Below are 15599 nucleotides of genomic sequence, written 5' to 3' on the forward strand. Positions count from 1 at the left end.
GCTCATCGGCCCGCCTCCCCGGCTGCGGTACCCGCGCCCGAGCTCGCCGCGACCGCCTCCGCCGCCGCCCGCTGGAACCGGGTCACCGCGGCCTCCGCCGCCCGCAGATCGCAGGGTGCGCTCCACAGCATCCGCCGCGCCGCGTCGTACGGTTCGATGAGCATCGGCTCCTCCTCCAGGCCGAGTTGGGAGACCTTCGCCTGGTACGCGTCCAGCCTGCCGCGCAGCTCCGCTCGCACTGCCAGTGGCGCGGTGACGTCCGAGAGCGCGGCACGGGCCCGGTACAGCTCCTCCTCCGCGCGGTCCTCGAGCCCGTCGAGCAACGGCGACAGCCGGTGCCAGCGGCCCGCCCTGCGGTACTCCGCCGCGGTGGCGAGCTCCTCGTGCAGCACGGTGGAGGGACCGCTGACCGCGGGCACCTCGAAGGCCGCGATCTTCGCCAGCACCTCGCCGCGCGCCGTACGTGCCTCGGCCAGCGTCCGGTCCGCCCGCGAGAGGGTGTCGCGCACCCCGTGCAGCCGCTCGTCCGCGTCCTGACGCACCGCCAGCACGGCGTCGACCTCGCGGCGCACGTCCTCCAGGGCGCGGGCGGCGCGGTCGTAGCGCCCGGTGTCGGGACGGCCACTGCCGGGTGTGCTGCTGCCCTGGGTCGGCAGCCAGAAGTCCAGGGGGTCGGTGACCACCTCCCGGCGCAGCGCGACGAGTTCGTCGGTGATCTGCTCCAGCTCGTCACCGGCCGGATGCTCGCCCGCGCGCACGCCGACCGAGCCGGCGAGCGAGTGCACCCGGCGCAGCTCGGCGGCGAGCAGATCGATCCGGGCCGGCAGCGCCGACCACACCGAGTCCGCCGCGGCGACGACGTCCAGGGCCCGGGCGTACCCGGTGTTCATCCGCTCCACCAGCCGGTCCAGGCTGACCTGCTCGGCGAGCCTGCCGCTGGAGGCCGCACCGGCACCGACCGTCAGGCCCTCGCCGCGGAGCAGCGCGGTGAGTTCGAGGAGTTCCTCGCGGTTGGGCCAGCGCCGTCTGCCGCGGATCGCCCTGGCGGCGGTCAGTGCCCGGCCGTACGTCTCGAACTGCGTCCACAGCAGCGAGATCGTGTGTTCGGCGGTCGCCCAGCGGTGTCTGGTGGTGCCGTTCAGCTCGGCGCCCTCCAGCAGCCGACGCCCCGCGTGGTCCTGGAGGGAGTACAGGGACGACTCGATCGCCTCCCACTCCGCACCGAGACGGGCGAGCGTCCTGTCCACCTCCTCCCGGTTCATCACCGGGCCGGCGGGTCCTGGGGACCCCATCGATCACCTCACTGCTCGTACGGGCTGCGGTCACTGGCTGCTGGTGCTGCTGGTGCTGCTGGGCACGGGCCCTCGTCGCGGGCCACGTCGCAGGAGGGCTTCGCGGCCCCGAAGAGTCAACGAGGCTGTGCGGCGGGGGTGTTCAGTCCCGGTAGAGCGGTTTCGGCGGTGTGGCCGACTCGCCGTCCAGTACCTCGTCGAGCCACTCGCGGTAGGACTTCTGCCACTGGCTTGACTCACCTCCCTCGCGGAACTCCTCCAACACGTGGTTGACGCGGCGCACCAGGTCCTCGTCCTCCTGGCTCATCGCCACCCCGTACAACTCGGAGGTGAGCGGTTCGCCGACCAGCCCGACCGACGGGTCCTGTGCGGCCTGGCCCGCGGCGAGCGCGTTGTCGGTCACCACACCGTCCACCCGGCCGAGTTGCAGCAGCACCAGGCAGTCGAGCTGGTTGGCCACCCGGACTGTCCTGGCGCCGTGGAAACCACGTCCGAGCTCCTTGTCGCCGGTGGACGAGCTGGCCGTGCAGAGCTTCTTGCCCTTGGCCGAGGAGTCGAGCCCGGTGATGCGGGAGCGTTGGGGCACCAGAAGCTGCTGGCCGGCCTCGAAATAGGCGGTGGAGAACGCGACCTTCTTGTCGAGGTGTTCGCACAGGATCGTCATGGTGCGCACGACCAGGTCGACGCTGTTGTCCGCCAGGGCCTCGGCGCGCTGGTTGGTCGAGATCGCCTTGTACACGATCCGGGCGGAGGGCCCCAGCAGATCCTCGGCGATGGCATTGACCAGATCGATGTCGAAGCCCACCAGCTCACCGCTCTGGGGGTCCCGGTGGCTCCAGTTGTAGCTGTTCTGGTCGACGCCGACCTTCAGAAAGCCGCGCTTGTCGATACGGCGCACGGCCTCGCCAGTCGCGGTGGCCGGCTTGAGGCTGGCCGCCGGGTCGCTGCCGTCCTTGCACTCCTTCTCCCGCTCGGGTGCGGTGGGGCGCCGCTCGGGTGCGGCCGGCCGCACCGGCTGGGCGGTCGTCTCCTCCTGGCGTGCCTCAGCCGTACCGCCACCGGGAGCGGGGGTCCAGACCGGGTGCAGCAGCACGGCCAGCACCATGGTCAGTGCCGCCGCGGCCGTGGCGAGGAAGCCCCGGTCGAGCCTGCGTGTCCGCACGGAGGAATCGGGGTCGGTGCCGCCGAACCGTCGTCTGTCTGTCATGTCCGCCCCTGTCACCGGTACTCGGCCAGCCTGCGGCCGATGCCGGCGACCGCCCCTGCGGCGCCCACCAGCACCAGCACCACCGCGCCCACCGGCAGCGAGTCCAGGGCGTTTCTGCCCCGCTCCGCGGCGGTGGTGAACTGCGTCTGCTCGTGCTTGATCGCCCTGCTCAGACCACCGTTGACCTTGTCGAAGGTCTCACCCGTCGTACCGCGTGAACCTATGACCATGGCGACCGCCTGGCTGTACTCACCGCCGGCCTCCCGTTTCCGTACCTCTCCGTTGCGGTAGTGCCAGAAACCCGCGTTCCGCAGCGCGGACCTGACCGGCTCCCTGCCCGCCTCGTCGTCCGCCAACTGCTCCGCCTCGCGCAGCAGTCCGCCGTCGCCGTCCTCGGGGCTGCTGCCGGCCAGGTCCTTCATGTTCTTCTCGTACTCGCTCGTGTACTGGTCGCCGGCGCCTCGCGAGACCAGCGCCATGCCCTCGTTGCCGCGCGCCTTCAGCGCGGCCACCAGCGCCGAGTTGAGCCTGTCCAGCGAGAGGGTGCCGTTTCTGTTGGCCTCGTCGAGGTGGTGCTGCGCCAGCAGCCCGCTGCCCAGCACCCAGACCAGCAGCAGTGCGGCGGCACAGGTCGCGGCGACCAGACCGCGGTTGAAGACGCGGTTGGTGCGCAGGAAGTGGCGTCGCTGCAACCACACCAGCAGCGCCAGGACCGCGACGCCCCACAGCAGGGCGAGCCACGGAAGCGACCGGGCGCTCTCGTGCTCCTCGTTGAGCTGCTCGGACTGTGCGTCGTAGAGCTTTTCGGCCGTGGGCAGCAGATCTTCGCGCATCATCTCGTCGGCGTGCCGCAGATACGCGCCGCCGACCGGCAGACCCTGCCGGTTGTTGGCGCGCGCGGTCTCCACCAGACCGGTGTAGACCGGGAGTTGCTCGGTGAGCTCGCTGAGCTTGGCCCTTGCTCTGTCGGAGGCTCTGCCGTTGGCCGCGGCATCGGAGAGGGATTCGGAGGCGAGCCCGATCTGCTGGTCGTACCGGTCCCGTATCTTCTGGTTCTCGTTTCCTCCGGTGAGGAAGCCGCTGGCGGCAGTGGTGTTGGCGTCCGCCAGCGAGCGGTAGATCTGCGCGGCGTGCATGCTCAGCGGTTGGCTTCCGTCGATCACCGCGCTGGTGCTGTCCCGGCGTTCGGACATCTGCCAGGACGCCAGCAGACCGAACACGAGGAGCGCGGCCACCGCCGCTGCCCCGAGCAGCCGCAGCCTGCCGGGCTCGATGTGGAAGGCGGCGCGGAGTCGGGCGACGGCTTCGGCCGCGTCCGAACGGCGGGGAGGCCGCGCCTCGGGCTCCGAATGTGCGACGACTCCGGCTGCGCCCGTCGTCGTCGACGGTGCCACGGCCTGTTGTTCGGTGACCGACACGGCCCTCCCCCTTGTCGCCCTCGTCGCCCGCGATGTTCGGTTACGTGCTGACTCCCGCTGTTCGTCCGGCAGTTGGAGCGAACCCCTGTCAGCAGTATGGCGTGCCGGGTGCTCGATCACACTGCCCCCGGCCGGGAATTCCGCTCCGAACACGATCACGCCCCGGCGGGCGCGAAGTCGCCGCGCGCGGGCGGGAGTTCGACTGTCGTGCGGGATGACGCCCGGGTGACGGCGGACGGTTCCCCGACGGATCGTCAGCGGCGTGCGCGGAAGTGCGTCCGCCGGGCGCGCAGCGGCGTACGCCGTGCTCCGTCGGCGGCCTGCCCCCGCCGGGGCCGCGGGGCGGGGCGGGCGGGGCGCGGTGTCGCGCCGGGCCGTGACGCGCGGGGTGTGACGCGCGGGCCGTGACGCGCGCGGACGATGCGGCCCGGCTCCGGTCCCGGTCCCGGAACGACGAAGGCCCGGTCTCAGGCAGGCGTTCTGCCGTCGATCCGGGCCAGGGCGTCGTCCGCGCCGTAGGGCCTCAGGTAGGGCATCCAGCGCGGGTCGCGGTGGCCCGTACCGATGATGCGCCACGCCAGGCCGGCGGGTTGCGCGGGTTGATGGCGCAGTCTCCAGCCCAGCTCGGTGATGTGGTGGTCCGCCTTGACGTGATTGCACGCCCGGCAGGCGGCGACGACGTTCTCCCACGCGTGCTGCCCTCCCCGGCTGCGCGGGATGACGTGGTCGACGCTGGTGGCGGCCCCGCCGCAGTAGGCACAGCGTCCGCCGTCCCGGGCGAACAGCGCCCGCCGGGTCAGTGGCACGGGGCCGCGGAACGGCACCCTCACGAAGCGCTTGAGCCGAACCACGCTGGGTGCGGGGATGGCGCAGCTCGTACTGCGCATCAGGGCGCCCGAATCCTCCAGGCTGATCGCCTTGTCGTTGAGGATGAGGATGAGCGCGCGACGGAGCGGTACGATGCCGAGCGGCTCGTACGACGCGTTGAGGACCAGGACATGCGGCACGGTGCCTCCTTGTACGTCTGCGGCGCGTGGCTCGCGCCGGGACGATCTCCCCCAGTGTGTCCCCAGGTCGGCCCGCTGGCCACCACGATCAGGTAATGGGCCTCGCGTGTTTTCGGACACAGGGAGAGGGCCTCTGGTCAAATCTCCGGCCAAACCCACAGCAATCCGGCCAGCTCGCGACCATCCCCGGGGTTACGGCACATTTCCCCGGCCTAGGGTGTCGGCGTGAACTCGATGGAGGATGCCCAGGTGCGCGCGAACGACTTCGCCGGCTGGGTGCAGAACAACTGGGAGGGCTGGCTCGCGGCCGGTCTGCGCATCGCGCTGATCGTGGTGATCGCGCTGGTGCTGAAAACGGTCGTCCGCCGTACGATCACCCGCCTCGTCGCCCGGATGAACCGCTCCGCCGACAACGCGGGGAACACGTTCGGCGGACTGCTGGTCAACGCCGAGCGCCGGCGTCAGCGCTCGGAGGCGATCGGCTCGATCCTGCGCAGCGTCTCCTCCTTCCTCATTCTCGGCACAGCCGCGCTCACCGTGCTGTCGGTCTTCGAGATCAGCCTGGGCCCCCTGCTGGCCAGCGCGGGTGTGGCCGGTGTCGCGCTCGGCTTCGGTGCGCGCAACCTGGTCACCGACGTGCTGACCGGAATGTTCATCCTGCTGGAGGACCAGTACGGCGTCGGCGACCGGATCGACGCGGGTGAGGCCACCGGCGTCGTCCTGGAGATCGGGCTGCGGGTGACCAAGCTCCGCGGCGACGACGGCGAGGTCTGGTACGTCCGCAACGGGGAGATCCGGCGGGTCGGAAACCTCAGCCAGGGCTGGTCCACCGCCGCCGTCGACGTGGAGGTGGGCGCGGGGGAGCCGCTGGAGAAGGTGCGCGAGACGATCGAGTCCGCCGGCCGCGACTTCGCCGCCTCGCCGCCGTGGGACGAGAAGCTCTGGGACCGGGTCGAGATGCTCGGACTGGAGTCGGTCACCCTCGACTCCATGGTCGTGCGGGTCTCGGCGAAGGTGATGCCGGGCCAGGTCAAGCCGGTGGAGCGGGAGCTGCGCTGGCGCATCAAGCACGCGCTGGACGCCCAGGGCGTACGCGTCGTCGACGGCGAGGCGGTGCGGCTGCGCAAGCTGGTCGACGAAAGCGTGGACGGCCGCTGAACCGCTCAGCACGGGCACGGGACGGACGCTCAGCACGGGACGGCCGCTGGGCGCAGGAGACGGCCGCTTGGCGGCACGGCCTGGGTAAGGTCTAGACAACTGGGGCCCGGATGCGGTGCGGTGGCCCTGTGTACGGCGCGAGACCACGGCCCGGCTCGACAGCGGCGGGCGCGCTCCGTACCCGGACGGGAGCCAAGTACCCATGAAACTCGCGGTGGTGGGCGGCGGGTCCACCTACACCCCGGAACTGATCGACGGCTTCGCCAGGCTGCGCGGAACTCTGCCGATCAGCGAGCTCGTCCTCACCGACCCCCACGAGGAGCGACTGGAGCTCGTCGGTGGACTGGCCCGGCGCATCTTCGCCCGTCAGGACCACCCCGGAGTCGTCCGCACCACGACCGATCCGGACGCCGCGGTGGCCGATGCCGACGCCGTGCTCCTCCAACTCCGGGTCGGCGGCCAGGCCGCACGGCAGCAGGACGAGAGCTGGCCGCTGGAGTGCGGCTGCGTCGGGCAGGAGACGACGGGCGCCGGCGGGCTCGCCAAGGCGCTGCGTACCGTTCCGGTGGTGTTGGACATCGCCGAGCGGGTCCGCCGGGCGAACCCGGACGCCTGGATCATCGACTTCACCAACCCCGTCGGCATCGTCACCAGGGCGCTGCTGGAGGAGGGGCACAAGGCCGTCGGGCTGTGCAACGTCGCCATCGGCCTCCAGCGCAAGTTCGCCGGGCTGCTCGGTGTCGGCCCCGAACGGCTCCGGCTCGGGCACTACGGACTGAACCATCTGACCTGGGAGTTCGGCGTACAGCTCGCCCCCGAGGGCGGCGGTGCCGGCGGCCGGGACGTACTGCCCGAACTGCTGGCCGCGCACGGCGAGCGGCTGGCCGAGGACCTGCGGCTGCCCAGGCCGCTGCTGGACCGCCTCGGCGTCGTTCCCTCCTACTATCTGCGCTACTTCTACTCCCACGACGCGGTGGTGCGCGAGCTGCACGACAAGCCCTCCCGGGCGGCCGAAGTCGCCGCCATGGAGGCCGAGTTGCTGCGGATGTACGCGGACCCCGAGCTGGACGAGAAGCCCGAGCTGCTCGCCAAGCGCGGCGGCGCGTTCTACTCCGAGGCCGCCGTCGCGCTGGCCGCCTCGCTGCTCGGCACCCAGGACGGCGGCGCCGGTGTGCAGGTCGTCAACGTGCGCAACGACGGCACCCTGCCCTTCCTGCCCGACGACGCCGTCGTCGAGGTCCCGGCCGAGGTGTCCGCGCGAGGGGTCGTTCCGCTGCCCGCGCCGGACATCGACCCGCTGTACGCGGGGCTGATCAGCTCCGTCACGGCGTACGAGCGCCTGGCGCTGGACGCGGCGTTGCGCGGAGGGCGCGACCGGGTCTTCTCCGCGCTGCTCTCCCATCCGCTGATCGGCCAGTACGACCGTGCCGAGACCCTGACCGACCGGCTGCTGGCGCACAACAAGGAACATCTGCCGTGGCTGTGAGCGATCGTCCGTCGGCCGCGTCGGCCGCGTCGGCCGCGTCGGCCTCGTCCGTCTCGGGGCCGGTCGCCCCGGAGGCGACGGCGGCGGCCGTGCTCGCGCTGGACGCGGGCAACACCAAGACCGACGCCGCCGTGATCGCCGCGGACGGGACGCTGCTCGCGGGCGCCCGCGGCGGCGGGTTCCGTCCGCAGGCCGTCGGTACGGAGGCCGCCGTCGACGTGCTCCAGGGCATCGTGGAACGCGCTCTCACCGAGGCCGGCGGGCCCGTGATCACGGGTGTCACCGCCTGCCTCGCCAACGCCGATCTGCCGCAGGAGGAGGTAGCCCTGCGCGACGCCCTGGCGGAACGCCGTTGGGGCGCCCGTACGGAGGTCGCCAACGACACCTTCGCGATCCTGCGTGCCGGACTGGACGACGACGGCCGCCCGCCGCAGGGCGTCGCGGTCGTCTGTGGCGCCGGTATCAACTGCGCGGGGCAGCGCGCCGACGGCAGGGTCCACCGCTTCGCCGCGCTCGGCGCGCTCTCCGGCGACTGGGGCGGAGGGGGCGGTCTCGCCGACTCCGCGATCTGGCACGCCGCCCGCGCCGAGGACGGCCGGGGCGCGGACACCGTGCTCGCCCGCGCCCTGCCCGCGCACTACGGCCTGACCACGATGGCCGAGCTGATCGCCGCCTTCCACCTCGGTGGTCTCGGCGCCGAGCGGCGGCACGAGGCGGCGCCGGTGCTCTTCGACGTCGCGGCGCAGGGTGACCGGATCGCCCACGGGATCGTCCTGCGCCAGGCCGAGGAGTTGGTGGCGCTGGTGACCGTGACGCTGGACCGGTTGGAACTGAGCCGGGTGCCCACCCCGGTGCTGCTCGGCGGCAGCGTTGTCGCCGCGCGCCATCCGCTGCTGCACGACGCGTTGTTGGAGCGACTCGCCGAGCGGGCCCCGTACGCCTCCGCCCGCGTCGTCACCGCGCCCCCGGTCCTCGGCGCCGGGCTGCTCGCCCTGGACGCGGCGGGCGCCGAGGCCGCCGCGCACGGCCGACTGCGGACGGCGTACGGGGACACCGCCTCCGAGGGCCCCCAGCCCGGGGGTGCCGCGCGCGGGGCGTAGGCAGCCTCGTCGGTCACGTCCGGGACGGTGTCGTCCCGGACGGGCTGCCCGGGCTTGCGCCCCGCCCCCGACTCGGCGTCGTTGTCCGGCAGTTGACTTCAACCGAAGTTCAACTTCTAGCGTGGAACCCGGATCGAGTCACCGCGGCCCCGCAGCGCGGGAGTGCCGCAGATCGAGAGGGGCGACCATGAACGCCGTCAACGCCGCGGCCGTCTCCGGGGGCTTCCCCGCGAAGCCCGCGGCGAGCTCCGGGGAGGGCCCGGCCGGACGCCTCCCCGCGAGTGCCGCGGGAGAGTTCGCCGAGACGTTCTCCGATGCCGAGCTGCTGGGCCAGCCCATGGGCTACTGGAGCGGCGCCGCCTCCGCGGCGATCGTCGCCCGGATCAACCGTGCCGTCGGGCGGTTCGGTCTCGCGCAGCGCAACTGGTGGGTCCTCTACCGGGCCGGAGCCGAGGGCGCGGCGGAGGGAGGGGGTCTCACGCGTGAGGAGATCGTGCGGGTGATCGCCGAGAGCCGCCCCTTCCTCGACGACGCCGTGCTCGGCCCGGCGGTCGACGAGGTCGTGGCGGCCGGGCTGCTGGAGGAGGTCGAGGGCCGGCTGGTGCTCACCGCCCGGGGTCGGGGGCTGCGCGCGAAGCTGATGGGCGAGGTCATTCCGGCGACTCTCGCCGAAGCCCGGGCGGGCGTCAGCGACGAGGAGTACGTGCTGACCCTGCGGGTGCTGCGGCGCATGATCGCCAACACGGGCGGTGACACCTCCTTCGCTCCGTGACCGGCCGGATCCGCTCCGTGGGGCGCGACCGCTGCGCCTCTCTCCTTCCGTCGCCGGACGACTTCGTTCCGAGGGGGCACAACCCCCGCCACTGTCAAGGAGGTTGCGCACGGTCACCGCCCAGTGCTGCTGAGTGGGCAGGAGTTCGATGGTCGAAGCACGTAAAATCTTCGTGCAGAAGCACTGTTTGCCGAATGCTCCGGCGGTTCTCGTTGGCCTGAACCGGCAATTCGCCGCCAAGGAGGAGAACGTGACGTACGACACCTTCTGGTCCGGATATTCGCCGGATCGAGGATGAGCGGGTGAGCATTGGGTAGTCAGCTCTTGTCCTTCACCGTCAACGAACGGAGGCCCGTCGTGGCCGCGTCCGCCGAACTCCTCGTCTCCACCGTCGTTCCGCTGCCGAAACAGGCCGGCAAGGCCGAGGACGGCGACCCCTCCAAACGCCTGCTCGCCGAGCTCCTTCCCAGCTACGACTCCGGCCTCGAGGGCACCTCCTACGGTGACTGGGCCGACGCACCCCTCACCTCCGAGCCGCCGCTCGCCGACGAGGCGCCGCTGACCAGCGAGTCGCCCATCGCCGAGCTTCCGCTCACCAGCGAGCCGACCGGCGCCGCCCTCTACTCCGACGGGCGCGGCAGCATGGACGCCGCTTACTGAGACAGCAGGCGCCGCCCGTCCGCGTCGCGCCGCTTCTCCTCCCGCTCTTCGCGACCACCACGTCCGCTCGTCCGGGCGCGGTGGTCGCAGCTGTGTGTACACGCCCCCGCCGCCGGTGCGCGGCGGGCCGAGGCTCCGGCGCGCTGCCGTGCCGGCGTCTGCCAGGGTGTGGCCGCCTCGCTCGACGCCGCCTGCCCCAGGGGTACCCCGGCGGTGCGGCGCTCTGGGGCGTTCGCTAGTTTGGAACCGTGGTCAACAAGAATGCTGTGCGAGCCGGAGCCGTCACCGTCGGTACGACGCTGATGCTGCTGATGTCTTCCCCCACCGCCCTGGCCGCCAGGCCGGACGACGGCGACGACCCGGGTGCCGGGCTGAGCATCGCCGAGACGGTCGGTCTGTTCGTGGTGGCCCCCGTGCTCCTCTTCCTGTTGATCGCGGGCCTCACCATGCTCGGTGACAAGTCCCGCAAGAAGACCGGCTGACCGCGTACACCTGCTGACGCCGCCGGCCGGCATCGGCCGACCGTGCGCGGCCGTCGCCGACCGCCCGGAACGCGGCTGATCGCGTACGCCGGTCGGCCACGCACCGGCTGTCGGCGTCCGGTGTCCCGGCCACGCCTCACGGGATCACCCCTCGCGCGCCCCGCAGACCCAAGGGTCGGCGTCGGCGCGCGTTGTGCTGCCCGCCCCGCCCGCCTGCCGTTCGCGCTCGCCGGGCGGAAGGCGCCACAGCTCCCGCCGCCGCCTTGCGCTGACCGCGGGCCGCCCGCCGATCGGATCGCCGGGCGCACTGGTCACTGACCGCCGCCGGCCGCTCGGAACGCGACGGCGGCCCGGAACGCGACGGGCGCGGTACCGGCCGGAACTCCGCCCCGTACCGCGCCCGTCGCTCTCCCGGTCTCCCGGTCAGCCGCTGTGGTCAGCCGCTGCGGCGTCGGCGGCCTGCGCCTTCAGCGCCCGCTCCACGCCGGCCCTCGATTCGGTGACCAGCCTGCGCAGCCCCGCGTTGGCCTCGCCCTGGGCGCGCAGCCACTCGTCCGTCGCCTCCAGCGTGCTCGGCGACACCTGCACGGTCGGGTAGAGCCCCACCGCGATCTGCTGGGCCATCTCGTGGCTGCGCGACTCCCAGACTCCGCGCAGCGACTCGAAGTACCGGTCCGCGTACGGCGCCAGCAGCTCGCGCTGGTCGGTCTGGACGAAGCCGCCGATCACCGCCTCCTGGCGCGAGTTGGGCAGCTTGTCGGAGTCCACCACCTGCGCCCAGGCCTCGGCCTTGGCCTCCGCGGTGGGACGGGCGGCCTTCGCGGTCGCGGCGTGCAGCTCACCGGCCGAGGTGGGGTCCCGCTCCAGTTCGGCGGCGATCGCCGCGTCGTCGGCCCGGCCGGTCGCCGCGAGACGGACCAGGAGCGTCCAGCGCAGGTCGGTGTCGACCGCCAGGCCGTCGAGAATTTCGCTTCCGTCGAGCAGCCCGGCGAGCAGGGCAAGCTGCTCGTCGGTGCGGGCCGTCGCCGACAGCGCCCGGGCCCAGGCCAGTTGGTGGTCGCTGCCCGGGGAGGCCGCGCGCAACTGATCGAGCGCCACTCCGCTCCAGCGGGCCAGGCCCTCCTCGCGCCACTCCGGCGCCGCGTACAGGTCGAGTGCGAGCTTGACCTGCCGCAGCAGGGTCTGCACCACACCGATGTCGGTCTCCTTGGCGATACCGGAGATCACCAGCTCCAGGTAGTCCCTGGTCGCCAGTTCGCCGTCCCGGGTCATGTCCCAGGCGGACGCCCAGCACAGTGCGCGCGGCAGGGACTCGGCGAAGTCGCCGAGATGCTCGGTGACCACGGCCAACGAATCGGCGTCCAGGCGGACCTTGGCGTACGAGAGGTCGTCGTCGTTGAGCAGGACGACCGCGGGGCGGGCCCGGCCCACCAGCTGCGGCACCTCGGTCGACTCGCCGTCCACGTCCAGCTCGATGCGGTCGGTGCGCACCAGCTTGCCGTCCCGGAGCTCGTAGAGGCCCACGGCGATGCGGTGCGGGCGCAGCGTCGGGGTGCCCTTGGCGCCCTCGGGCAGCGCGGGTGCCTCCTGGCGGACCGCGAAGGAGGTGACGGTGCCGTCCGCGGCGGTTTCGATCTCCGGCCGCAGCACGTTGATGCCGGCGGTCTCCAGCCACGCCTTCGACCAGGCCGACAGATCGCGGCCGGAGGTCTCCTCCAGCGCGACCAGCAGGTCGTTCAGCCGGGTGTTGCCCCAGGCGTGCCGCTTGAAGTAGGCCTGCACGCCGCGGAAGAACTCATCGGTGCCGACGTAGGCCACCAGCTGCTTGAGCACCGAGGCGCCCTTGGCGTAGGTGATGCCGTCGAAGTTGACCAGCACATCGTCCAGATCGCGGATCTCGGCCATGATCGGGTGCGTGGAGGGCAGTTGGTCCTGCCGGTAGGCCCAGGTCTTCATCTGGTTGGCGAAGCTGGTCCAGGCGTCCGGCCAGCGGCTGCCGGGGGCGTACGCCTGGCAGGCGATGGAGGTGTAGGTGGCGAACGACTCGTTCAGCCACAGGTCGTTCCACCACTCCATGGTGACCAGGTCGCCGAACCACATGTGCGCCAGCTCGTGCAGGATGGTCTCGGCGCGCACCTCGTAGGCGGCGTCGGTCACCTTGGAGCGGAAGACGTACTGGTCACGGATGGTCACCGCGCCCGCGTTCTCCATGGCGCCCGCGTTGAACTCGGGGACGAAGAGCTGGTCGTACTTCTCGAAGGGGTAGGGGAAGTCGAACTTCTCCTCGAACCAGTCGAAGCCCTGCCGGGTGACGTCGAAGATCGCCTCGGAGTCCAGGAACTCGGCGAGCGAGGGCCGGCAGTAGATCGCCAGCGGCACGCTGCGACCGCTGCCGTCGGAGGCCTCCCAGCTGCTGTGCACCGAGTGGTACGGGCCGAGGATCAGTGCGGTGATGTAGCTGGAGATCCGCGGGGTGGGGGCGAACGCCCAGACGCGGTCGGCCGGTTCGGGCGTCGGCGAGTTGGAGATCACCGTCCACCCCTCGGGGGCGGTGACGGTGAAGCGGAACGTCGCCTTGAGGTCCGGCTGCTCGAAGTTGGCGAAGACCCGCCGGGCGTCCGGCACCTCGAACTGGGTGTACAGATAGGCCTGCTGGTCCACCGGGTCGACGAACCGGTGCAGCCCCTCACCCGTGTTGGTGTACGCGCAGTCGGCCACGACCGTCAGCTCGTTCGGCCCCGTCTGTACGGACGGCAGCGCGATCCGGGAGTCGGCGAAGACGGTGTCCGCGTCCAGCGGCGCTCCGTTGAGCACGACCTCGCGCACCGAGGGCGCGACCAGGTCGATGAAAGTGTCGGCGCTCTCGCCGGCCTCGAACCGGACCCGCGTCACCGAGCGGAACGTGCCGCCCTCCTGCGCGCCGGAGAGGTCCAGCTCGATCTCGTACGCGTCCACGGTCAGCAACCGGGCGCGCTCGCGGGCCTCGTCGCGGGTCAGATTGGTGCCAGGCACGTGGTGTCTCCATCCTTCGGGCGGTTGCCAGCGGTGCCGGCCATCCTTCCACGCCACCCCCTCGAACGGTCCTTGCCAGTGCCACAGGCACATCTGTGCAGTCCCTCTCGGCGCCGCCGTCCCCGGGCCCGCCCCGCCGCGCCGTTCCACCCCCTGCGCGCGGGCCGTGGGCAGGCTGCACGCAGGCCGTGATCGCGGGGTCTGCCTGCCGCCGGGCGCGCAGACAGATGGCACGCTGACGTTCCCGTCGAGTTCAACGCAGCGCCACCGCCGAAGCCAAGCATGCGAAAGGGGGGCAACAGCCCTCTGCCAGCTGCCGCTTCGTACCGGAGAGCGACATGCCTCGCAGCCAGAACAGCCCCGAGCCCCTCAACCGACGCACCCTGTTGACCGCCGGCGCGGCGGTCGCGGACGGCGTCCGGGGGGACGGCAGCTACCGGAGGCTCACCGAAGGCCCGGGCTGGACGCGGGAGGTGCGCGAGGAGCTCGCCCCGGCGGGCGGCGGGCGCGAGGAGAGGCGTACGACCCTCGCCGCCTTCGTGCAATTCACCGACCTGCACATCGTCGACACCCAGCACCCGCTGCGGCACGAGTACCTGCGCGCGGAGACGGCGAGCGCCTGGCGTCCGCAGGAGACCCTCTCGGTGCACGGAGCCCTCTCGCTGATCGACCGGGTCAACGCGCTCCGCCACGGCCCCGCCACCGGCGCCCCGCTGGACTGTGTGGTCACCACGGGCGACAACACCGACAACAACTCCCGGGCCGAGCTCGACTGGTACCTCACCGCGATGAGCGGCGGTCGCATCACCCCCAACACCGGTGATCCGCGCGGCTACGAGGGCGTCCAGAACTCCGGCCTGCCGCTCTACTGGCACCCCGAGAGCACGCTGGGGGACGCCGACAAGAAGCTCGGCTACCCCCGCGTCGACGGGCTGCTGACCGCCGCGACCCGCCGGCTCACCAGCCCCGGGCTGACCATCCCCTGGTACTCCACGGTCGGCAACCACGACACCCTGCCGGGCGGTTGTTACGCCTCGGGGGACGGCTTCTTCGCCGATCTCGCCGTCGGCGACCGCAAGTTGATGGAGCTGCCCCGGGAGGTCAGCGCCACACTCTGGCGCCGGGTGCGTGAGGGCGGCGACCCGCGCGGTGAGCAGTTCACCGCGCTCCTCAAGGAGTACGCCCGCAACGCCCGTACGGTGACCCCCGATCCGGCGCGCGCCCCCTTCACCGCCGCCGAGTACGTACGTGCCCATCTGCACAGCCGGTACACCGGCGCGGGGCCGCGCGGACACGGCTACACCGAGGCCAACCTCGCCGAGGACCGGCTCTACTACTCCTTCCGGATCAGCGACGACCTGATCGGCATCAGCCTGGACACCACCCGCCCGGGCGGGCACTACACCGGCGCTGTCGGCGCTGCCCAACTGCGTTGGCTCGAACGCGAGTTGCGCGCGCACCGCGACACTCCTGTGCTGGTCTTCAGCCACCACACCAGCGCCAGCACGCCGGACGGCGGCGACCAGCTCCTGGAGCTCCTGGGTCGGCATCCGCACGTGCTGGCCTGGGTCAACGGGCACAGCCACAAGAACGCCGTCACCGCGCACCGCGGCTTCTGGGAGGTGTCCACCGCCTCGCACGTGGACTTCCCCCAGCTCGCGCGCGTCGTGGAGGTCACCGACAACCGCGACGGGAGCTACTCGCTGTTCACCACGCTCATCGAGTCCGCCGCACCTGCCCGGACCACGACCGGCACCTCGAACCGCGTCGAACTGGCCTCGCTCTATCGGGAGTTGGCGCACAACGCACCCGGCGCGCGCAGCACGCTCGCCGGCAGCGCCACCGACCGCAACACCGAACTCCTGATCCGCCGCAGCTGAACGCCGTACGTGCCCGCCCGCCCGTACGCTGCCGGTCCGCCCGCCGCCGGCCCGTATCCGCGTCCCCACCCTTGTCCGACCCCGCAGCCGTACGGTTCCGGCGTCGTCCCACCACCCGGCATCCG

The 15599-nt window shown here is 72.1% G+C and carries 13 protein-coding genes; 8 read left to right on the plus strand and 5 right to left on the minus strand.

Annotation, left to right across the window (positions count from 1 at the left end):
* Positions 1 to 2 precede the first annotated feature (2 nt).
* The 4 genes from JGS22_RS15465 to JGS22_RS15480 all read right to left on the minus strand — a co-directional run bounded on the left by JGS22_RS15465 (position 3) and on the right by JGS22_RS15480 (position 4924).
* Positions 3 to 1292, minus strand: coding sequence for a hypothetical protein (locus tag JGS22_RS15465; protein WP_211043173.1), 1290 nt, complete (start codon positions 1290 to 1292; stop codon positions 3 to 5).
* Between the two features lie 142 nt (positions 1293 to 1434).
* Positions 1435 to 2499, minus strand: coding sequence for a glutamate ABC transporter substrate-binding protein (locus tag JGS22_RS15470; RefSeq protein WP_236073167.1), 1065 nt, complete (start codon positions 2497 to 2499; stop codon positions 1435 to 1437).
* An 11-nt stretch (positions 2500 to 2510) separates the two neighbouring features.
* A complete protein-coding gene (locus JGS22_RS15475; protein WP_308405688.1) occupies positions 2511 to 3917 on the minus strand; it encodes a GlnX family signal transduction membrane protein in 1407 nt (468 codons plus the stop codon).
* A 467-nt stretch (positions 3918 to 4384) separates the two neighbouring features.
* Positions 4385 to 4924, minus strand: a complete 540-nt coding sequence (locus tag JGS22_RS15480) for an HNH endonuclease (protein WP_216815005.1) — start codon at positions 4922 to 4924, stop codon at positions 4385 to 4387.
* 234 nt (positions 4925 to 5158) lie between these two features.
* Here JGS22_RS15480 and JGS22_RS15485 point away from each other — a divergent pair, with 234 nt between their 5' ends.
* From JGS22_RS15485 to JGS22_RS15515, 7 genes are all read left to right on the plus strand, one after another.
* Entirely contained in the window at positions 5159 to 6082 is a 924-nt protein-coding gene (locus JGS22_RS15485) for a mechanosensitive ion channel family protein (protein WP_211042498.1), read from the plus strand.
* Between the two features lie 202 nt (positions 6083 to 6284).
* Positions 6285 to 7568, plus strand: coding sequence for a family 4 glycosyl hydrolase (locus JGS22_RS15490; protein WP_211042491.1), 1284 nt, complete (start codon positions 6285 to 6287; stop codon positions 7566 to 7568).
* Complete coding sequence (locus tag JGS22_RS15495; RefSeq protein WP_211042492.1) at positions 7559 to 8668, plus strand: N-acetylglucosamine kinase; 1110 nt, start codon at positions 7559 to 7561, stop codon at positions 8666 to 8668. The genes JGS22_RS15490 and JGS22_RS15495 overlap by 10 nt, the downstream gene beginning before the upstream one ends.
* Before the next feature lie 187 nt (positions 8669 to 8855).
* On the plus strand, positions 8856 to 9440 hold the full coding sequence (locus tag JGS22_RS15500; RefSeq protein WP_211042493.1) for a winged helix DNA-binding protein: 585 nt from the start codon (positions 8856 to 8858) through the stop codon (positions 9438 to 9440).
* Between the two features lie 148 nt (positions 9441 to 9588).
* On the plus strand, positions 9589 to 9738 hold the full coding sequence (locus JGS22_RS15505; RefSeq protein ID WP_211042494.1) for a hypothetical protein: 150 nt from the start codon (positions 9589 to 9591) through the stop codon (positions 9736 to 9738).
* 59 nt (positions 9739 to 9797) lie between these two features.
* Positions 9798 to 10100, plus strand: a complete 303-nt coding sequence (locus JGS22_RS15510) for a hypothetical protein (protein WP_211042495.1) — start codon at positions 9798 to 9800, stop codon at positions 10098 to 10100.
* Positions 10101 to 10402: 302 nt separating this feature from the next.
* Positions 10403 to 10582, plus strand: a complete 180-nt coding sequence (locus JGS22_RS15515) for a hypothetical protein (RefSeq protein ID WP_236073981.1) — start codon at positions 10403 to 10405, stop codon at positions 10580 to 10582.
* Between the two features lie 423 nt (positions 10583 to 11005).
* On the opposite strand, the gene pepN is transcribed toward JGS22_RS15515, so the two are convergent.
* Entirely contained in the window at positions 11006 to 13594 is a 2589-nt protein-coding gene (gene pepN, locus JGS22_RS15520) for an aminopeptidase N (protein ID WP_211042497.1), read from the minus strand.
* Between the two features lie 338 nt (positions 13595 to 13932).
* On the opposite strand from pepN, the gene JGS22_RS15525 reads away from it, so the two are divergent.
* Positions 13933 to 15474, plus strand: a complete 1542-nt coding sequence (locus JGS22_RS15525) for a TIGR03767 family metallophosphoesterase (RefSeq protein ID WP_216815006.1) — start codon at positions 13933 to 13935, stop codon at positions 15472 to 15474.
* Positions 15475 to 15599 lie beyond the last annotated feature (125 nt).

Source organism: Streptomyces tardus, from assembly GCF_018101125.2.
Taxonomy (GTDB): Bacteria; Actinomycetota; Actinomycetes; order Streptomycetales; family Streptomycetaceae; genus Streptomyces; species Streptomyces tardus.